The organism is Variovorax defluvii, from assembly GCF_039541515.1.
GTDB classification, from domain to species: Bacteria; Pseudomonadota; Gammaproteobacteria; order Burkholderiales; family Burkholderiaceae_C; genus Variovorax; species Variovorax defluvii.
On record NZ_BAABGJ010000081.1, the window covers coordinates 166,656 to 187,222 of the forward strand.

At 69.7% G+C, this 20,567-nt stretch carries 14 protein-coding genes; 4 read left to right on the forward strand and 10 right to left on the reverse strand.

The features are described from left to right. Positions 1-16: 16 nt before the first annotated feature. The 8 genes from yjfF to ABEA07_RS26390 all read right to left on the reverse strand — a co-directional run bounded on the left by yjfF (position 17) and on the right by ABEA07_RS26390 (position 9,993). On the reverse strand, positions 17-1,045 hold the full coding sequence (yjfF, locus tag ABEA07_RS26355) for a galactofuranose ABC transporter, permease protein YjfF (protein WP_345541625.1): 1,029 nt from the start codon (positions 1,043-1,045) through the stop codon (positions 17-19). Then, a complete protein-coding gene (locus ABEA07_RS26360) occupies positions 1,042-2,088 on the reverse strand; it encodes an ABC transporter permease (protein WP_345541627.1) in 1,047 nt (348 codons plus the stop codon). The genes yjfF and ABEA07_RS26360 overlap by 4 nt, the downstream gene beginning before the upstream one ends. Next, positions 2,081-3,592: a sugar ABC transporter ATP-binding protein gene (locus tag ABEA07_RS26365; RefSeq protein WP_345541628.1), complete on the reverse strand. Its 1,512-nt coding sequence runs from the start codon at positions 3,590-3,592 to the stop codon at positions 2,081-2,083. Before ABEA07_RS26365 ends, ABEA07_RS26360 begins: the two co-directional genes overlap by 8 nt. Before the next feature lie 17 nt (positions 3,593-3,609). Continuing rightward, positions 3,610-4,761 (reverse strand): multiple monosaccharide ABC transporter permease, encoded by a 1,152-nt coding sequence (mmsB, locus tag ABEA07_RS26370; protein ID WP_345542197.1) that lies wholly within the window; start codon positions 4,759-4,761, stop codon positions 3,610-3,612. Between the two features lie 55 nt (positions 4,762-4,816). Then, the gene (gene mmsA, locus ABEA07_RS26375) at positions 4,817-6,340 is read right to left on the reverse strand and encodes a multiple monosaccharide ABC transporter ATP-binding protein (RefSeq protein ID WP_345542199.1); all 1,524 of its coding nucleotides are present in this window, start codon (positions 6,338-6,340) and stop codon (positions 4,817-4,819) included. 80 nt (positions 6,341-6,420) lie between these two features. Then, positions 6,421-7,500: a multiple monosaccharide ABC transporter substrate-binding protein gene (gene chvE, locus ABEA07_RS26380; RefSeq protein ID WP_345541630.1), complete on the reverse strand. Its 1,080-nt coding sequence runs from the start codon at positions 7,498-7,500 to the stop codon at positions 6,421-6,423. A 13-nt stretch (positions 7,501-7,513) separates the two neighbouring features. Continuing rightward, positions 7,514-8,479 (reverse strand): ABC transporter substrate-binding protein, encoded by a 966-nt coding sequence (locus ABEA07_RS26385; RefSeq protein ID WP_345541631.1) that lies wholly within the window; start codon positions 8,477-8,479, stop codon positions 7,514-7,516. Between the two features lie 59 nt (positions 8,480-8,538). Beyond that, positions 8,539-9,993: an aldehyde dehydrogenase family protein gene (locus ABEA07_RS26390; RefSeq protein WP_345541632.1), complete on the reverse strand. Its 1,455-nt coding sequence runs from the start codon at positions 9,991-9,993 to the stop codon at positions 8,539-8,541. 111 nt (positions 9,994-10,104) lie between these two features. On the opposite strand from ABEA07_RS26390, the gene ABEA07_RS26395 reads away from it, so the two are divergent. Beyond that, positions 10,105-11,067 (forward strand): LysR family transcriptional regulator, encoded by a 963-nt coding sequence (locus ABEA07_RS26395; protein WP_345541633.1) that lies wholly within the window; start codon positions 10,105-10,107, stop codon positions 11,065-11,067. 8 nt (positions 11,068-11,075) lie between these two features. On the opposite strand, the gene ABEA07_RS26400 is transcribed toward ABEA07_RS26395, so the two are convergent. Then, positions 11,076-11,876, reverse strand: coding sequence for an SDR family NAD(P)-dependent oxidoreductase (locus tag ABEA07_RS26400; protein ID WP_345541634.1), 801 nt, complete (start codon positions 11,874-11,876; stop codon positions 11,076-11,078). A 148-nt stretch (positions 11,877-12,024) separates the two neighbouring features. Here ABEA07_RS26400 and ABEA07_RS26405 point away from each other — a divergent pair, with 148 nt between their 5' ends. From ABEA07_RS26405 to ABEA07_RS26415, 3 genes are all read left to right on the forward strand, one after another. Continuing rightward, the gene (locus ABEA07_RS26405; RefSeq protein ID WP_345541635.1) at positions 12,025-12,945 is read left to right on the forward strand and encodes an SMP-30/gluconolactonase/LRE family protein; all 921 of its coding nucleotides are present in this window, start codon (positions 12,025-12,027) and stop codon (positions 12,943-12,945) included. 1 nt (position 12,946) lies between these two features. Continuing rightward, a complete protein-coding gene (locus tag ABEA07_RS26410) occupies positions 12,947-13,879 on the forward strand; it encodes an aldose 1-epimerase (protein WP_345541636.1) in 933 nt (310 codons plus the stop codon). A gap of 110 nt (positions 13,880-13,989) precedes the next feature. Next, positions 13,990-17,646 carry a Dyp-type peroxidase gene (locus ABEA07_RS26415; protein ID WP_345541638.1) on the forward strand — a complete coding sequence of 1,219 codons (3,657 nt, stop codon included), beginning with the start codon at positions 13,990-13,992 and terminating at the stop codon, positions 17,644-17,646. On the opposite strand, the gene ABEA07_RS26420 is transcribed toward ABEA07_RS26415, so the two are convergent. Then, entirely contained in the window at positions 17,582-20,515 is a 2,934-nt protein-coding gene (locus tag ABEA07_RS26420; protein ID WP_345541639.1) for an ATP-binding protein, read from the reverse strand. The genes ABEA07_RS26415 and ABEA07_RS26420 overlap by 65 nt on opposite strands. Positions 20,516-20,567 lie beyond the last annotated feature (52 nt).

The window sequence follows — 20,567 nt, forward strand, 5'->3', positions numbered from 1 at the left end:
CGGACAGGAAGCGGTCTCAGCGCCGCGGCACCCGCGCGGTGAAGAAGCGCTGCAGCAGGCAGAAGAAGAACAGCAGCGCGCCCACGACGATGCGCGTCCACCAGGAGCTCAGCGAGCCGTCGAAGGCGATCAGGGTCTGGATGATCCCGAGCGTGAGCGCGCCGAACAGCGTGCCGGCCACGTAGCCCACGCCGCCGGTCAGCAGGGTGCCGCCGATCACCACCGCAGCGATGGCATCCAGCTCCAGCCCCATCGCGTGCAGGCCGTAGCCCGAGAGCATGTAGAAGGTGAAGATCACGCCGGCCAGCGCCGAGCAGAAGCCCGACAACGCATACACGCCCACCAGCGTGGAGCGCACCGGCAAGCCCATCAACATGGCCGACTGCTCGCTGCCGCCGATGGCGTAGACGGTGCGGCCGAAGGGCGTGCAGTGCGCGACGAACACCGCCGCCAGCAGCACCGCCAGCGCGATCACGGCGCTCACCGACAGCGAAGCGCCGCCGACCACCGGGATGCGCAGCTGCGACACCGCGGCATAGAACTCGTTGCCGATGCTGATCGAGTCGATGCTGATCAGGTAGCACAGCCCCCGCGCCAGGAACATGCCGGCCAGCGTGACGATGAAGGGCTGCAGCCGGAAGCGCTCGATCAGCACGCCCATCACCCCGCCGAAGGCCGTGCCCATGAGCAACACCAGCGGGAGCACGGCCGCGGGGCTCCAGCCATGCTTTTCCACCAGCGAGGCCGAGACCATGGTGGTCAGCGCGATCACCGAGCCCACCGACAGGTCGATGCCGCCCGAGAGGATGACGAAGGTCATGCCGACCGCCACCACGATGAGGAAGGCGTTGTCGATCAGCAGGTTGAGGAAGACCTGGAGCGAGAAGAAGCCGTCGTAGAGCACCGAGCCCAGCGCGCCCATCGCGACGAAGAGCGAAACGGTGGCGGCCAGCGGCAGGTACTTCGGGTTGTAGCGGGTGCGGCGGCCGGTGCCCGGTGCCGCCGCGTGCGAAGGCGCCTCGCGCTTGTCCATCACCGCGCTCATGGGGCCCCCTCGCTGGGCCGGCGCACCAGCACGCCGATGGTGGCCCGGAACTCCGGCGACTGCAGCAGCATCACCGCGAACACCACCACCGCCTTCACCACCAGGTTGATCTCGGGCGGCACGCCCATCGAGTAGATGGCGTAAGTCAGCGTCTGGATGATCAGTGCGCCGATCACGCTGCCCACCAGGCTGAAGCGCCCACCGGTCAGAGCGGTGCCGCCCAGGGTGACGGCCAGGATCGCGTCCAGCTCGAGCAGCTGGCCGGCGTTGTTGCCGTCCGCGCTCTTCACGTTGGAACTGATCAAGAGGCCCGCGACGCCGGCGCAGGCCCCGCAGAAGGCATAGGCGCCCACGATCAGCCGCCGCGCCTGCACGCCGGCCACGCGGGCCGCCGTGGGGTTGATGCCCACCGCCTGGATGAAGAGGCCCAGGGCGGTCCGCGTGATCGCCAGATACAGCAACACGAACAGCAGCCCCACCACGAACAGCGAGAACGGCAAGCCCAGCAGATAACCGCTACCGAGGAAGAAGAAGGGCTGGTAGTAGAGGGTGATGATCTGCCCGCCGGTGATCAGCTGCGCGATGCCGCGCCCGGCCACCATCAGGATCAGCGTGGCGATGATGGGCTGCATCCCGACGCGAGCCACCAGCAACCCGTTCCACAGTCCGCACACCAGCGCGATGCCGACGGCTGCCGCGATCGCCACCGGCATCGGGAAGCGGCTGACCTCGCCCGAGACCGCGCCGCCGATCATCCAGGCCGCGGTGGCCGCCGCGATGGCGACCACGGCGCCGACGGAGATGTCGATGCCGCGGGTGGCGATCACCAGCGTCATGCCCAGCGACACCAGCACCAGCGGCGCCGCGCGGTTGAGGATGTCGATCAGGCTGCCGTAGAGGTGCCCGTCGCGCCATTCGAGGTGCAGGAAGCCGGGATTGAAGGCCGCGTTGAGCACGAGCAGCAGCACCAGCGTCAGCAGCGGCCAGGCCAGCCGGTGGCGCCATGCCGCGGCGACGAAGCTGGGCGCAGGCGTGTTATTCATGTGTCGCCGCAATCAGTTCGCACACTTCGTCCTCGGAGCTGCCGGCCGGCAGCTCGCCCACCTTGGCACGGTCGCGCAACACCACGATCCGATGGGCCACGCGCACCACCTCGCTCATCTCCGAGGAAATGAAGAGCACCGCCATGCCGGCCTGCGCCAGGCGCACGATCTGCGCCATGATTTCCTGCTTGGCCGCGACGTCGATGCCGCGCGTGGGCTCGTCGAGGATCAGGAGGCGCGGCTCGGTCGCGAGCCAGCGCGCGATGATGGCCTTCTGCTGGTTGCCCCCGGAGAGCTGGCCGATGGGCGTGTCGACGCTGGCGGTCTTGATGTCCAGCGCCTGCACGTAGCGCTCGGCCAGCGCCGCCTGCTCGGCGCGCGAGAGGAAGCGGCGCACACCCCGCCGCGCCTGCAGCGCCAGCGCGATGTTCTCCCGCACCGACAGTTCGGCGACGATGCCATCGGTCTTGCGCTCCTCCGGGCACAGCGCGATGCCGTGGCGGATCGCATCGGCCGGGCTCGCGAAGCGCACCACCTCGCCGTCGATGCGCAGCTGCCCGCGGTCCGGCGCCTCCAGCCCGAAGAGCAGTCGCGCCAGCTCGGTGCGGCCCGCGCCCAGCAGACCCGCCAGGCCCACGATCTCGCCGGCCCGCACGCGCAGGTCCACCGGCTGCAACTGTCCGGCCTGCGCCAGTCCCTGCGCCTCCAGCAGCGCGGGCGCGTCGACGCCGACGGCGGGCAGCCCCGCCGTGCGCCCGGACTGCACCGCCAGTTCGCGGCCCAGCATGGCGGCGATCAGCGCCTGCGGCCCCAGCTCGGCGCAGCGCCACTCGCCCACCCAGGCGCCATTGCGCAGCACGGTGATGCGGTCCGACACCGCATAGACCTGGTTGAGGAAATGGGTCACGAAGACGATCGCCAGGCCCTCGCCGCGCAGCTTGCGCAGCACCTCGAAGAGCTTGCGCACCTCGTCCTCGTCCAGGCTGGAGGTCGGCTCGTCGAGGATCAGCACCTTCGACGAGACCCCCAGCGCCCGCGCGATCGCGACCATCTGCTGCACCGCGACGGGGTAGCTCGACAGCAGCCGCGAGACGTCGATGTCCAGCCCGATCCGTGCCAGCAGCTCGCGCGCGCGACGGTTCACCGCCCGCCAGTCGATGCGCCAGCCCTGCGCCGCGCCGTGCCGCGGATAGCGCCCGGCGAACATGTTCTCGGCCACCGAGAGATTGGGGCAGAGGTTGACCTCCTGGTAGACGGTGCTGATGCCGAGCTTCTGCGCTTCCAGCGGCGAGGCCGGCCGGATCGCCTCGCCGTCGAGCTTCATGCTGCCGCCGCCCGAGGGCAGCGCGCCGGTCAGCACCTTGATGAGGGTGGACTTGCCCGCGCCGTTCTGCCCCATCAGCGCATGGATCTCGCCGGGGTACAGGCGCAGTTGCACGTCGCGCAGCGCATCCACGCCGGCGAACTGCTTGCAAATGCCCGTTAGCTCCAGCACTGGCTGCATGGGGGTCTCCGAGGGTCTCACTTGTTCTTGTTGTACACGTCCACCAGCACCGCCGCCAGCAGCACCAGGCCCTTGATGACCTGCTGGTAGTCGATGCCGATGCCGAGAATGGACATGCCGTTGTTCATCACGCCCATGACGAAGGCGCCGATCACCGCGCCCATGACCCTGCCCACGCCGCCCGAGGCCGAGGCGCCGCCGATGAAGCAGGCGGCGATCACGTCCAGCTCGAAGCCCAGCCCCGCCTTGGGCGTGGCGGTGTTCAGGCGCGCGGCGAACACCAGCCCTGCGAGCGCGGCCAGCACACCCATGTTGACGAAGGCCAGGAAGGTCAGGCGCTGCGTCCGGATGCCGGAGAGCCGGGCTGCCTTCTCGTTGCCGCCCAGCGCATAGATGCGCCGGCCGACGGTGGTGCGGGTGGCGACGAAGTCGTAGGCCACGATCAGCACCGCCATCACGATCAGCACGTTCGGCAGGCCCTTGTACGAGGCCAGCAGCCAGCTGAAGAAGAGAATGATCGCGGCGAAGATGGCGTTCTTCGCCAGGAAGAAGGCGAAGGGCTCCGTCTCCATGCCGTGCCGCGCCAGCTGCGCCCGGCCGCGCAGCTTGAAGAACACGAGCGCCGCGGCCGCCAGCGCGCCGAGCCCGAGCGAGGTCATGCGCAGGCCGTCGGCGGCGAAGACTTCTGGAATGAAGCCCGAGCTCAGGCGCTGGAAGGTCACCGGAAAAGGCCCGACCGACTGCCCCGCCAGCAGCGCCAGCGCCAGCCCCTTGAACACGAGCATGCCGGCCAGCGTGACGATGAAGGAGGGCACGCGGAAGTAGGCGACGAACCAGCCCTGCGCCGCGCCGATCACGCCGCCGGCGACCAGGCAGGCGATGAAGGCAGGCACGAAATGCCAGTCGTACTCCACCATCAGCACCGCGGCCAGCGCACCGATGAAGCCGCAGACCGAGCCCACCGACAGGTCGATGTGGCCCGAGACGATCACCAGCAGCATGCCCAGCGCCATGATCACGATGTAGCTGTTCTGCAGCACCAGGTTGGTGAGGTTGAGCGGCTGCAGCAGCGTGCCGTCGGTCAGCACCTGGAACAGCACCATGATCGCGACCAGCGAGATCAGCATGCCGTATTCGCGCAGGTTGTCCTTCAGGAATCCCGGGTGCATGGCGGCCTGGCCTGCGGGGGCCTCCAGGCCCGGTGCAGCCTCCGCCACCTGCGATTCATTGGCCATGGCCGCCGCCCCCTGCATTCACGATCGCGCGCATGATGCGCTCCTGCGAGGCCTGCGCCGCCGGAAACTCGGCGACGAAGCGGCCTTCGTTCATCACGTAGATCCGGTCGCACATGCCCAGCAGCTCCGGCATCTCCGACGAGATCATCAGGATGCCCTTGCCCTCGCTCGCGAGGCGGTCGACGATGGTGTAGATCTCGTACTTCGCGCCGACGTCGATGCCGCGCGTCGGCTCGTCGAGAATCAGCAGCTCCGGATGGGCGAAGAGCCACTTGCTCAGCACCACCTTCTGCTGGTTGCCGCCCGAGAGGTTGACCACCTGCTGGTAGACGTCCGCGCAGCGAATCCGCAGCGCGCGGCGGTAGTCGTTCGCCACCTGGTACTCGCGGCCCTCGTCGATCACCATGGCGTCCGACACGGCCTCCAGGTTGGCCAGGCTGATGTTGGTGCGGATGTCCTCTTCCAGCACCAGCCCGGCCCCCTTGCGGTCCTCGGTGACGTAGGCGATGCCGTGGTCGATGGCCTTTCGGATGGTGCTGACATCGACTTCCCGGCCGTGCATGCGCACCGTGCCGCTGATGCGCTGGCCGTACGAGCGGCCGAACACGCTCATCGCGAACTCGGTGCGGCCGGCGCCCATCAGGCCCGCGATGCCGACGATCTCGCCGCGGCACACGTGCAGGTCCACGCCCTTGATCTGCTCGCGGTCGGCATGCTGGGCGTGGTGCACACGCCAGTTGCTCACCTCCAGCACCCGCTCGCCGATGCGCGGCGAGCGCTCGGGGTAGCGGTGCGCCATGTCGCGCCCGACCATGCCGCGGATGATGCGGTCCTCGCTGATCGGGGCGGCCCGGCAGTCCAGGGTCTCGACCGTGCCGCCGTCGCGCAGCACGGTGATCGAATCGGCCACCTTGGCGATCTCGCCCAGCTTGTGCGAGATGAGGATCGAGGCGATGCCTTGCGCCTTGAGTTCCAGCAGCAGCGCCAGCAGTGCGTCGCTGTCGCTCTCGTTGAGGCTGGCGGTGGGCTCGTCGAGGATGAGCAGGCGCACCTTCTTCGACAGCGCCTTGGCGATTTCCACCAGCTGTTGCTGGCCCACGCCCAGGTCGGTGACGAGCGTGGTCGGGCGCTGCTTGAGCCCCACCTTGGCCAGCAGCTCGCCGGTGCGGCGCCAGGCCTCGCCCCAGTCGATGATGCCCCGGCGCGCCGTCTCGTTGCCGAGGAAGATGTTCTCGGCGATCGACAGCAGCGGCACGAGTGCCAGCTCCTGGTGGATGATGATGATGCCCAGCGCCTCGCTGTCGGCGATGCCGCGGAAGCGCCGCGTCTCGCCGTCGAAGCGGATCTCGCCGGTGTAGCTGCCTGCGGGGTACACCCCGCTGAGCACCTTCATCAGCGTGGACTTGCCCGCGCCGTTCTCGCCGACCACCGCATGGATCTCGGCCGCGCGCACGGCGAGGTTGACGTCGTCCAGCGCGTTCACGCCGGGGAAGGTCTTGGTGATGGCGCGCATCTCCAGCAGAAAGGCGTTGTCGCTCAATCGGTCTCCTCGGCCGCGGCGGACAAGGCTGCTCGCGCCGCCGCCGCACACGCTCACTTGATCTGGCTTTCCTTGTAGTAGCCGCTGTCGACCAGCACCGTCTTCCAGTTCGAGGCGTCGACGCTGACCGGCTTGAGCAGGTAGGAGGGCACCACCTTCACACCGTTGTCGTAGGTCTTGGTGTCGTTCACCTCCGGCGTCTTGCCGGCCAGCAGGGCATCCACCATCGCGACCGTGACCTTGGCCAGCTCGCGCGTGTCCTTGAACACGGTGGAGGTCTGCTCCTTGCGCAGGATGGACTTCACCGACGGCACCTCCGCGTCCTGGCCCGACACCACCGGCATCGGCTGCTGCGGCGTGCCGTAGCCCACGCCCTTGAGCGAGGACAGGATGCCGATCGACAGGCCGTCGTACGGCGACAGCACGGCGTCCACGCGGTCCTTGCCGTAGTAGGCCGACAGCAGGTTGTCCATGCGTGCCTGCGCCACCGCGCCGTCCCAGCGCAGCGTGCCCACCTTGTCCATGCCCATCTGCTTGCTGCGCACCACCAGCTTGCCGCTGTCGATGTAAGGCTTGAGCACCGACAGCGCGCCGTTGTAGAAGAAGAAGGCGTTGTTGTCGTCGGGCGAGCCGCCGAAGAGTTCGATGTTGAACGGGCCCTTGCCGGACTTCAGATCCAGTGCCTTCTCGATCGACTGGGCCTGCAGCACGCCGACCTGGAAGTTGTCGAAGGTGGCGTAGTAGTCGACGTTCTTCGAGCCTCGGATCAGCCTGTCGTAGGCGATCACCTTGATGCCCTTGTCGGCCGCCTTCTGCAGCACGTCCGACAGCGTGGTGCCATCGATGGCGGCGATCACCAGGACCTTCGATCCCTTGGTCACCATGTTCTCGATCTGCGCGAGCTGGTTGGGGATGTCGTCGTCGGCGTACTGCAGATCGGTCCGGTACCCCTTCTCCTTGAAGTACTTGACCATGTTGGACCCGTCCGCGATCCAGCGCGCCGAGGACTTGGTGGGCATCGAGATGGCGATCAGGCCCTTGTCCTGGGCCTGCGCAGCCGAGGGAAGGCCGATCGCTCCGACGATGGCGAGGGCCGCGACGGCCAGCGCGGAGCGTAGGAAGTTGCGCTTCATCGACAGGACTCCTTCAGTACTTTCTCTTGGGAAATTCCCGTGCCGCGATCTCCATCGGGAAGATGGTCTCTTCCGTCACGATGCGCTTGGGCAAGGCCTTGCCCGCCTTGATGTCCTTGACCGCCGACATGAGCTGCGGTCCCAGCAACGGGCTGCACTCGACCGACACGTTCAGCTTGCCGGCGATCATGGCCTCGAAGGCGCCCTTGACCGCGTCGATCGAAATGATGGTGATGTCCTTGGCCGGCTTGAGGCCCGCCTCCTCGATCGCCTGGATGGCGCCGATCGCCATGTCGTCGTTGTGCGCGTAGAGCACGTTGATCTTCTTGCCCTCGGCCTTGAGGAAGGCCTCCATCACTTCCTTGCCCTTGGCGCGGGTGAAGTCGCCGGTCTGCGAGCGGATGATCTTGAACTTCGGGTCGGCCTTGATGATTTCCTCGAAGCCCTTCTTGCGGTCGATCGCGGGCGCCGAGCCCACCGTGCCCTGCAGCTCGACGATGTTGACCTCGCCCTTCTGGTCCTTCATCTTCTCGACCAGCCAGCGCCCGGCCTTGCGGCCTTCCTCGACGAAGTCGGAGCCCATGAAACTCACGTAGAGCGAGTCGTCCTTGGTGTTGACGGAGCGGTCGGTCAGCACCACCGGGATGTTCGCGGCCTTGGCTTCGCGCAGAACCGTCTCCCAGCCCGACTCCACCACCGGCGAGAAGGCGATCACGTCCACCTTCTGCGCGATGAAGGAGCGGATGGCCTTGATCTGGTTCTCCTGCTTCTGCTGCGCATCGGAGAACTTGAGTTCGATGCCGGCCTCCTTGGCCGCCGACTTGATGGACTCGGTGTTGGCGGTGCGCCATTCGCTCTCGGCGCCGACCTGGCTGAAACCCAGGACGATCTTCTTCTGCGCCAGCGCGGTGGACGGCAGCAGTGCGGCCAGGGTGGCGGCGGCGATGGCGGTGGTCAATGTGCGGCGGGTCAGTGTCATCTGGAGTCTCCTGTTTGATCTGCTTGCATGGGTTGCTCTTCTGGCTCGGTCGAACTCGTTCAGGCCCTCAGGTAGCCGGTCTTCAAGATGCTGTAGAACCCTGCGGCATGGCGCCCCTGCTCGCGCGGGCCATAGCTCGACGCCTTGCGTCCGCCGAAGGGCACGTGGTAGTCGATGCCCGCCGTCGGCAGGTTGACCATGGTCATGCCCACGCGCGCATGGCGGCGGAAGTGCATCGCATGGCGCAGCGAGTTGGTGCAGATGCCGGCGCACAGACCGAAGGGGGTGTCGTTGGCCAGCGCCAGCGCGTGATCGGCGTCGTCCGCGCGCAGCACGCAGGCCACCGGGCCGAAGACCTCCTCGCGGGCGATGCGGTGCGCCGGCTTCGCGAGGAAGAGCGCGGGGCTCAGGTAGTGGCCTTCGCTGGGGCGCTGCAGCTGCTCGCCGCCCCACACGTGCTCGGCGCCCTCCTCGCCGGCCGCCGCGATGGCGTCCAGGTTCTTCTGAAGCTGCCGCCCGTCCGCCACCGGCCCGATGTCCACACCGGGCTCCAGCGCATGGCCGACCTTCAGCGAGGCGATGCGCTGCTTCAGGCGCGCGACGAAGGCATCGTGCACCGGCGCTTCGACGATCAGCCGGCTCGATGCGGTGCAACGCTGACCGGTGGAGAAGTAGGCGCCTTGCACCGCGCAATCCACGGCCAGCTCCAGGTCCGCATCGGCCAGCACCACCAGCGGGTTCTTGCCGCCCATCTCCAGCTGCACCTTGGCGCGGCGCGCGGCGGTGGCGAGCAGCACGCGTTGGCCGTTGGCGGCCGAGCCGGTGAAGCTGACGGCATCCACCAGCGGATGCTCCGCCAGCGCCTGCCCCACCTCGCGTCCGCTGCCCATCACCAGGTTGAAAGTGCCGGCCGGCAGTGCAGCGCGGCTGATGATGTCGGCCAGCGCCCAGCCGCAGGCCGGCACCAGCTCGGACGGCTTGAACACCAGCGCGTTGCCGCAGGCCAGGGCGGGCGCGATCTTCCAGGCCGGGATCGCCAGCGGCAGGTTCCAGGGCGCGATCAAGGCCACCACGCCCACCGGCTCGCGCGACACGTCCACGTGCACGCCGGGGCGCAGCGAGGCGATGCTCTCGCCGCCCACGCGCAGGGCTTCGCCGGCGAAGAACTTGAAAATCTGTCCGGCGCGCGCGGCCTCGGCCACGGCCTCCGGCAGGGTCTTGCCCTCTTCGCGCGCCAGTAGCAGGCCCAGTTCGTCGCGGCGCGCAAGGATCTCGCTGCCGATCTGGTCCAGCGCATCGGCACGGCGTTGCGGGGTGGTCAGGCTCCAGGCCCGCAGCGCATCGGCAGCGGCGCGAACGGCCAGATCGGTCTGGTTGCGGTCGGCCCGTGCGTATTCGGCCACCGTCTCGCGCAAGTCCGAGGGGTTGATGCTCCGCCCGGTGGTCACGCCCGTCTCCCAGCGGCCATTGATGTACTGGCGCACGCTGTGCTGGAACTCGGGGCTGCGCTTCAACGTGGTGATTCCGAAGGATGAGAGTGCGGCGCAGTTTAGGAATCACACCGATATCTTTCCAATCAAGATTTGGATCGAATCGATGCCAGAAACAGGATTGGCAAAAACCCGATGACGAACTACACGCACTGGTTCATCCGCGCGCGGCTGAAGACACGGCAGTTGCTGCTGCTGGTCGCGCTGGCGGAGGAAGGCAACATCCACCGCGCGGCCCAGGTGCTGAACATGACGCAGCCCGCCGCCTCGAAGCTGCTGAAGGACCTGGAGGACGTGCTGGAGGTGCCGCTCTTCGAGCGCCTGCCGCGCGGCATGCGGCCCACGTGGTACGGCGAGAGCATGATCCGACACGCCCGCATGGCGCTGGCCAGCCTGAACGAGGCGCACGACGAACTGACGGCGCTGAAGGCCGGCCGCTTCGGCCAGGTGAGCGTGGGCACCATCACCGCGCCGGGCCTCACGCTGATGCCGACGGCCCTCGCGCTGGTCAAGCGCGACCAGCCGCTGCTGCGCGTGGCGCTGGAGATCGAAACCAGCGCGGTGCTGATGGAGCGCTTCGAGCAGGGCAAGCTGGACATCCTGGTGGCGCGGCTGTCCGCCGAGCACGACAAGGCCAAGCTGCGCTACGAGCCGTTGACGGAGGAACCGGTGTCGGCGCTGGTGCGGCCCGGCCACCCGCTGCTGGCGATGAGCGGCCTCACACTGCGCGACCTGGTGGGTGCGGGCTGGATCGTGCCGCCGGCCGGCAGCGTGCTGCGGCACCGCTTCGAGCTGATGTTCCGCGAGGAAGGGCTCGCGCCGCCGATCAACGTGATCGAAACCTCCGCCCTGCTCTTCATCACGCGCATGCTGCAGCAGAGCGACATGCTGGCGGTGCTGGCGACCGATGTGGCGCGCTACTACGCGGCGCACGGCATGGGCGTGGTGCTGCCGGCGTCGGTGCCCTGCCACATGGATGCCTTCGGCATCATCACCCACACCGACCGGCTGCTGTCGCCGGCGGCGAAGGTGATGCTGCGGGCGCTGAAGGAGGCGAGCCTGGAGGTGTACGGGCGGCGGCTCGAAGTCGAAGCCTGATCAGGCGTTCAGGTCCACCCCGCATCCACCGTGAACTCCTGCGCCGTGCACATGGCGGCATCGTCGGACGCCAGGAACAACACCATGCGCGCGATGTCGTGCGGCTGCAGCCGGTCGGGCAGGCACTGGTTGCGCTCCAGCGCCTTCTCGCCCTCGGCATCGAGCCAGAGGCGGATCTGCCGCTCGGTCATGACCCATCCCGGGGACACCGTGTTGATGCGGATGCGATCGCGCCCCAGCGTCTTGGCCAGGCCGCGCGTGAGTCCGTTGACCGAGGACTTGGCGATCGCGTAGCAGACGTAGCCCTCGCCCTTGCCCTGCCAGCCGGTCGAGCCCAGGTTGACGATCGAGCCTCCGCCCAGGCGCTTCATGCCCGGCACCACCGACTGGATGGCGAAGAGTGCCGGCCGCTCGTTGATCGCGATGCGCTCGTCGTAGTAGGCGGGCGTGACCGATTCGAGCGTGTGGCGGTCGTCGCTCGCGACGTTGTTGACCAGCACGTGGAAGTCGCCGCCGAGCGCGCCCGCCGCATCGGCGATGGCCGCCTGCAGCGCGGCGATGTCGCGCACGTCGCAGGCCCGCCACCACGGCGCCGCATGGCCCGCCTCGGCGATCTTCTCCGCGAGCGCGGCGCTGGCCTCCTGCGCGATGTCGATGAAAGCCACCCGTGCACCCTGTTCGGCGAATGCCGCGACGATCGCGGCCCCGATGCCGCTGCCGCCGCCGGTCACGAAGACGGCCTTGCCGCGCAGGCTCGGATAGGTGGTGAAGGCGGGCGGCGCGTCGGCGCGCGATGCGGTGGCGGTCACGGACGTCTCCTGGAAAGGGCGCGAAGCGCCATTGCAATTTGCGTATCTGTCAATACGAATCTACGCACTTTTGTTTATCAATATGCCTTGCTACGATGCGGCGCGTCAAGGGCCGGCAGCGGCCTGCCCGACTGGATCGGAGACCACCTTGAACCCCTCTTCGAGCATCGCCGTGCCGCGCCTCGCGGGCGCGCCCCGCTGCGTCCTGCCGGCGGCTGCCAGCCTGGGCGAAGGTCTCTTGTGGTCGGTGCGCGAGCAGGCGCTGTACTGGGTCGACATCCTGGAGAAGCGCCTCTACCGATTCGACCCGGCCAGCGGCGCGCAGCGCGAATGGCAGTTCGAGGAGGAGATCTCGGCGCTGGCCGAACGCGCCTCGGCGCCCGGGCTGGCGGTCACGCTGCGCCGCGGCTTCGCCCTCTTCGACCCGGCCGCACCGGACGCCCGCCCGCAGTGGCTGCACCAGCCGGAGCCGGACCAGCCCGCCAACCGCTTCAACGACGGCAAGTGCGATGCGCACGGACGCTTCTGGGCCGGCACGATGGACTTCGACTGCGTGGCCCCGACCGGCTCGCTCTACCGCCTCGACCCCGACGGCCGCTGCAGCCGGCACGACGGCGGCTTCGCGGTGACGAACGGGCCGACCTGGTCGCTCGATGGCCGCACCCTGTACTTCAACGACACGGTGAAAGGCGTGATCCTGGCCTACGACTTCGATCCCGCGCAGGGCACGCTCTCGCACCGCAGGCAATGGCTGCGCTTCGCGCGCGGCGACGGCCTGCCCGACGGCATGACCACCGACGCAGCGGGCCGCATCTGGGTGGCGCACTGGGGCGGGCGTTGCGTGAGCTGCCACGATCCGTCGAGCGGCGAAGAGCTGGCCCGCATCGAGCTGCCCGTGAGCCAGGTGACGAACTGCGCCTTCGGCGGTCCCGAACTGCGCACGCTCTACATCAGTTCGGCAAAGGTCGGCCTCGATGCGGCCCGGCTGGCGACCGAGCCGCTCGCCGGTGGGCTGTTCGCAGTGGACATCGACAGCCCCGGCCTTCCTGCTGCGCTCTTCGCCAGCTGAAATGATGCGCTCGCCAGCCCACTCCGTCGTCTGGCTGCGGCGCGGCGCGCAGCGGCTGGGCCTGGTGCCCACGCTCGGCGGCAGCGTGGCGGCATGGCAGCTGGAACGCGCCGAGGGGGCCTTCGACCTGTGGCGTCCGTGGGATGGCGGCAGCGACCTCTACCGCACGGCCTCCTTTCCCATGGTGCCGTGGTCGAACCGGATCAGCGGCGGCGGCTTCGAGGAGGCCGGCACCTTCCACCCGATGCGTCCCAACCGCGCGGGCGAGCCCTACCCGATCCACGGCGACGGATGGCTGCAGGCGTGGCAGCTGGAACGCCAGGCCGGGGATGCGGCGGCGATGACGCTCGAATCGCGGCATTTCGACGGCAGCCCCTACGCCTACCGCGCGACGCAGCACTTCCGCCTCATCGACGACGGGCTCGAGCAGACGCTCGAGGTGCAGCACCTCGGCACCGAAGCACTGCCGTATGGACTCGGCGTGCACCCCTGGTTCCCGCGCACGGCCGGCACGCGCATCGCGGCACCGGTGCGGGGCGTGTGGCTCAGCGGCAAGGACCCGCTGCCGACCGCGCATACGGAGCGCATCCCGCAGGATTGGGACCTGTCACGCGGCACGCCGGCCTTCGGCAGCTTCGTCGACAACGCCTACACCGGCTGGGGCGGACAGGCGCGCATCGAATGGCCCGGTCAGGGCATGCAGCTGCAGCTGGACATGCCGGACTTCGACGAGGACGGCGGCACAGCCGCGCACTATTGCCTGATGTACCGCCCGGCCGACGGACCGGCCTTCTGCTTCGAGCCGATCACGCAGCCCATCGACGCCTTCCATCTCGAAGGCCGGCCGGGCCTGCGCGTGCTGGCGCAGGGCCAGGCGATGCGGATGCGCATCGCCTGGCGCTTCGCGGAGCTGCCCGGCGCCGCGTGCGGCTGAAGGCGCGGGGGAGCCCACCGCACCGCGCGCCGCCTCCACCGGATGGAGGATGGCGGCCGCCCCGTTGTTGCGGCAGTCTCGCCCGGCCAACGGAGGAGAAAGGGCGACCCATGCGAACCAGGATCAGGGGCGGCGAACTCGGCGGCATCACCAACCTCGCCGTGCTCGCGCCGGTCAAGCCGGGCTTCGTCCCGGGCTTCGAGACCATAACCTATGTGGATCGGCTGCACCGACTGCTCGATGCGCTGAACGAGGCGCGCCAGAACCTGCGGGAGGCGACGCTGTATCCGCCGCCCTTTCCGGATGCCATCGGGCGCTTCGGCATCATCCGCAGCTTCCGCTACGTGGTCGTCCCGCCGGAAAAACACGCCGGCGCCACGGCCGGCCCGGGTGGCTACCGCCTCTCGCTGAACGTGACCTTCGACGGCGGATGGGAGCCCTACATGCGCGTCATCTACCGCGACCTGGGCCCGCTGCTGGACACCCTGTTCTGCCATTGCGACCACTATCCGGGTTCGCGCAGCGCGGACTTCGACACCTACTGCCGATGGGTGCGGGCGAACGAGCAGTCGGCCGGCCTGCTCTATGCCGACACCACGCTCACGCTGAGCGACCAGCAGTACCACGAGCGCATCGAGCGCATCCAGCGCGAGACCGCGAACCCGGCGGAGGCGGACCGGCGCATCGCCGCCTTCGCGGTGGCACCGCTCGAGGCGCAGGTCCGGGACGCCCTCGCGGCAGCGGCACGCGACCCGGGGCCGGCGGTGTCCACCTCGATGCGCGCGCTCAAGGGCCTGTACCGGCTGTCCTCGCTCTTCCCCGGCGACGAGCAGCGGATCCTGCGGTGCTTCACGGGCGAACTGCTGCACGATTTCGCCACGCTGCTGAAGCTGGGCCTCGAGCAGTCGCCGCGCTGGAAGGACATCGCCGACGCGGCGAAGGACGAACTGGCCTGGTTCAAGGAAGCGCTCGCGACCACCGCGGCTTCCCAGCCGGTGCCGCCGAAGAAGGCGCTCGACCCCACGGGCCTGCAGGCCGGCATCGTCGTGGGCGACGACACGATCACGCACGGCTGCCTGGTGCTGATGCAGGTGGTGAGTCCGAAGGCGGCCGGCTGGCTGCAGGCATGGCCGGTCAGCGCCCACGGCGAGGTCCCCACCGGCATCCGCCGCCACCTGGCCTTCAGCCATGCCGGCCTGCGTGCGCTGGGCATCCCGGCCGAGCGCCTCGATGCGCTGCCGCAGGCGTTCATGGACGGCATGGAAGCCCGGGCCGGCCTGCTGGGCGACGTGCGCAGCAACCACCCGGACTACTGGCCCCGTCCCGAACGCTGCAACGAGAAGCTCGAGGTCGACCCGGCCGACCGCGTCGATCTGAACACGGTGCACGTGGTGATGATGCTGCGGCTGTCGGACACGGACCCGGCGCAGGCCGGCGCCGGGCTGCATCCCTTGCTCGCAGCCGAAGTGAAGCAGTTGGACCCGACGACCTGCGGCCTGCAGGTGGTGGCCGTGCAGCCGATGCGCAGCTACCGCGAGGGCAGGATGTCGCGCGAACACTTCGGCTTCCAGGACGGCTTCAGCCAGCCCGGCATCGCGGGCATCAGCCCCGACCTGCTGCAGCGCGACGAGGTCCAGCCGGGCGACCTGTGCCTCGGCTATCCGAGCACCCAGGGCGACGGGGCCTGGGAAGAATCCGACAACCCGCTGCTCTTCAAGGGCAGCTTCCTCGTCGTGCGCAAGCTGCGCCAGCATGTGGACCGGCTGCAGGCGGCTCTGGACAGGCACTTCAGCCAGGCTGGTCTGGCCGGCGAAACGGCGGCAGCGAAGAAAGCGGAGCTGCTGGCCCGCATGATGGGCCGGCACCAGGACGGCACGCCCCTCGCGTCGTCCGGCGGCGGCCCGACACGCAACGACTTCGACTACGCGGGCGACGGCGAAGGCCTGCAGTGCCCCTTTCAATCGCATGCGCGCCGCGTCAACCCGCGCGACGGGCGGCCGGGCATGCCGCGCATCCTGCGCCGGGGCATGTCCTACGGGCCGCGCGGCAGCGATGGCGCGAGCGAGCGCGGCATCGTCTTCATGGCCTACTGCGCCAACATCGCCGAGCAGTTCGAGACGATTCAGCGCTGGATCGCCGGCGGCAACAGCAGCGGCGTGTCGTCGTCGCAGGCCGACCCCTTCCTCGCGGTGCCGCAGCCGGGCGAGAAGAGGACCTTCCGCTACATCGACGCGCACAACCGGGTGGCCCGCGTGGACCTGGGCGACGCGCCCTTCGTCACGCTCGAATGGGGCATGTACCTCTTCGTTCCCACGGTCCAGGCGCTGGGCAGGCTGAAGGACTTCTGCCAGCCGATCACCGCACCCGCGATCACGCCCGAGGCACCCGCTCCCCTGCCGACCGACCGCGAAGGCTGGCGGCGGCTGCTCGAGGACACCGACCGCGAGCGCTCGCCGGCGCGCGCGCTGTGGGCCTACGTGCGCAGCCAGCCGGGCGGCAGGCTGCCCGCGCCGGGCTATGGCGTGCTGATCGGCAAGCAGGAGGGCGCACCGGGCACGCCCGGCGTGCTGGACGTGCTGCAGAACAAGAAGGCGCTCTATTCCGTGCACGGCTACGGCCTCCGGATGCAGAAGTCGATCGGCCACAACCACCTCGGCATGGACAAGAACAGCGGCCATGCGGCCCAGTCGCCGGTGGTCAATGCGGCCATCGATGCCATCGGCGAGCGGGAGGCCTTCGAGGCCACCCTGCCGCTGGTGATGGGCGCACTGGGCAAGGTCCTGCCCTTGCAGCAGCGCCATCCGGACGGCGCCATCCGGGTGTCGGTGGACCTGATCGCGATGGCCGAACACGTGCTGGCCGGCCTCTGTACGAAGTGGGTGGGCCTGCCCGAACCCGACGACGTGCTGACCAAGTCGGGTGGAAGCGCCTTCATGGTCGCCGGCGGCCGCGTGGAAGGCTCGCCCCAGCCTCCGCGCTGCCCGGGCAACCTGCTCTCGGCCTCCCCCTTCGTCTTCACGCCGCATCCCAGGCCGCAGGTGGCCGATGCGGGCCGGACACAGGGCCCGCCCGCCCTTCGCGCTGTTCAGGACTGGCTGCACTCCGGCCGCGCCCTCGGCCCCTTGGCAACGAAGATCAAGAAGGGCCTGACGCAGGCCAAGGGCATGAAAGGCCTGCCGCCGGCCAGGCTCGACGAGATCATCGCCAACAGCATCGCCGGCGTGCTGCTGGGCTTCCCGCCGACCGTGTACGGCAACTTTATGCGCACCATGGACAGCTGGGTCGACGACAAAACGCTGTGGATCTGCCAGCGCCGCCTGGCCGACGTGCGGGTCGAGGGGAACGATTCGTACCTGCGCGCCAGGGAGGCGCTGCGCGGCCCGTTGATGGCCACGATGCGCAAGCGGCCCGTGCCCGAAATGCTCTGGCGCTGCCCGGTGGTGAACGGCAACATCGTCGGCGCCGAGGAAGGCGAAGCGGGCGACGACGAGCGCCTGATCCTCGGGATCGCCTCGGCCCTCACGGACCCCAAGACACCCGACGAGATGATGTTCGGCGGCAGCCGCGACCCGGCCAGCCCCGTCAAGACCGAACACGCCTGCCCCGGCTACGGCATGGGCGTGGGCGTGATGCTGGGCCTGATCGCCGGCCTGCTCGAGGCCGGCACGCTGCGCCCCACCGGCTCGCCGGTGCTGCTGATGCTCACCCCGCGCGCCGACTGGCTTGCTCGCGCAAGCGCACCGCCTCGCCCAGGTGCCACGCCATGAACATCGCATCGAAGGCGGCCGCGGCCTGATCGAGCAGCGCCAACGCCTGTCGCGCATGCCCGTGGTGCAACGCCATCTCGGCCTCGCACAGCTGGGTGACGGCGCGCTCGTGCGCCGAGTCGCGCGCGTCGGCCGTCGCGTAGGCCCTCTCGATGTAGCGGCGCGCGGCATCGGGCCGGGTGGCCGCGGCGTCGCGTGCCAGCGCCCGATAGGTCATGCCGACGCCGAGCAGGTCGCGCTCGCGCGCCCTCCGCAAGGCCAGCGCGGCGTGGTGGCGGCCCTCCTTCCGGCGGCCGACCGCGATCAGGCCCTCCGCCAGCCAGCCGTGATTGAGCGAACGGAACAACCCGCTTTCGCGCGGCGCGAGCCAGTCGGTGGCCTCGACGATGGCCTGCACCGCGCGCGGATCGCGCTCGAGCATCCATGCCGCGTGGGCGCCGATGGCGCGCGCGATCGACAGTTGCGACAGGCTGCGCGTGGCTTCGGCGATGCGCCCTGACTCGCGCGCCGCCTCGCTCGCCTCGGCCCAGCGGCCCTGCCACAGCAGCACGGCGCTGCGCCATCCGTGCGTGGTGGCGGCGATCTCGTGCGTCACGTCGCCGATGCAGGCCAGCGCCTCGTCGAAGCATTCGTAGGCCAGCGCGAACTCGCCGCGGTCGCCCAGCACGTAGGCGCGGCAGACGAGCGAGAAGGCCAGGCCGACGTTCGTGTTGCGGCCGCTGCGATGCCTGCGCTTGACGTCGATGGCCCGGCCCAGCAATTCGAGCGCGGGACCGTAGTTCGCGGCCGTGGCATGGCTTTCGCCCAGGGTCGCGACGATCTGGGTCGCCAGCCGCTGCTCGCCGGCAGCCTCCGCCTCGGCCAGCGCGCGCTCGCCATGGGCGATCGCAGCGCGCGCCTCGCCCAGCGAATAGCTGATGTACGCCAGCCAGTAGCGCGCCCGCGCGACGGTGGCGGGATCGCCGAACTGCTCGGCCAGGTGCAGCGCCCGGCGGGACAGGGCCAGCTCGCTGCGCAGCGGGTCGTAGACGCACACCAGGCCCAGGCGCTGGACGATCGCGACCCAGCGGCGCGCGCCCTCGGCCGAGGGTGGCAGCCGGTCGAGCGCGGCCAGCGCGGCGCGGTACTGCGCGCGGGCGCGGTCGAGCGCCGACGCCGCCAGGGCCTTGTCGCCGGCGAGCTCGGCGTAGTGCGCGGCCTGTTCGGCGTCGCCGCCGGCATCGAAGTGGTAGGCCAGCGCCTCCAGCGCCTCTTCCTGCGCCTCGGCCGCGCTGCGCTGCCGGATGGCCTCCGCGATGCGCCGGTGCAGCCGCTGCCTCGCATGCAGGCCCACGGACTCGTAAATGATGTCGCGCGTGAGGCCGTGCTTGAAACGCAGCGTGCCGGGATGCTCGCCGGGAAAGACGAAGTCCTGCGCCGCCAGGCCCCGCACCGCCGGGCTGTCCACGCCATGGCCGGTGATCGACGACAGCAGCCAGATGGGCAGCACGTTGCCGATCACCGCGGCCACGCGCACCAGCTCGATCTGCGCCGCAGGCAGGCGCTGGACGCGCGACTCGACCAATTGGTCCAGCCAGCCCGCGTCGCGACGCAGCCGATCCGGACGCAGGCCGCTGCCGCCCAGCGCCGCCGAGTGGCACAGCTCCTCGATGAACAGCGGGTTGCCGCCGGCATGGCGGGCGATCTCCGCGGCGACGAAAGGGTCCGCGCCGGGCAGTCGGGTGGCGATGGCCTGGGCCGCCTCGGCCTCGCTCAGCGGCGCGAGCACGATCGTCTGCGCCGCGACGGCGATCACCTCGCCGTGCTCGGCGGGGCGCGTGGACAGCAACAACAGTAGGCGGCGGTCTGTGAGCCGGCGGAGCGCGGCGAGGACCTGCTTCGACGCATCGTCGGCCCAGTGCCAATCGTCGACGAAGACCACCGTGGGTTGCGACTCGGCACGGCGGGCGAGCAGGCGCACGAAGTCCTCGGCCGCCTCCGGCCGCCCGTCGACACCTGCCTCCGATGACAACATCTGGCGAAAGGGCTGCAGCGGCACGGCGCCGAGGTCGCTTTCGCAATAGCCGCGCAACACCTGGCAGCCGCGCGCCATGGCCCGGCGCAAAAAGTGCTCGATCAGCCGCGTCTTGCCCATCCCCGGCGCGGCGGCGATGGCGACCGAGCGGGGCTTGCCACCCATCGCCTCGGCCAGCCGCTGCTCCAACAGCTCGATCTCGGCCGCGCGGCCGATGAAGGGCGACATCCCGCGCCCCGCATGGGCCTCGGCGCCCAGGGCGTCGTCGGCGCGCGCATCGACGGGATGGGCCAGCACGGGCGTGTCACGGCCCTTGACCTGCAGGCGGCGCGGCGCAGCGGTGCGGAAGTAGCGGCGCGCCGGGCCCAGGGCCTCTTCGCTGACAAGGATCTCGTGCGGCTGCGCCGCGTCCGACAGCCGCGCCGCGATGTGCGGCACCGCGCCGAGCAGTTCGAAGCGGCCGCGCTCGATGTCGCCGGCGCCGATCAGCACCAGCCCGGAGTGGATGCCGCTGTGCAGGCTGAGCGTGCGGCCGGCGGGCAGCGCCACGCGCAGGCCGCGCACGCTCCGGTGCAGTTCCAGCGCCGCGTCCACCGCACGGCGCCCGTCGTCTTCGCGGGTCTGCGGATAGCCGAACATCGCCAGCAGCCCATCGCCCTGGACCCGCACCACCACGCCGCCGTGCTTCGGGATCGCTTCCTGGTAGACGTGGCGCAGCGCGGACAGCAATGCCGCATAGTCCTCGGCCTCCATCGCACCGGCCAGCTCGGTGGAATGGGAAAGATCTGCGAACAGCAGGGCGACATAGCGCCGACCGGGTGCGCCCGGCCCCGCGTCAAAGTGCGAGTCGCTCATCGCTAGCTTCGCCTCCAGGCCCGCCCGCCGGCCGCAGGCATGTCAGGGTTGT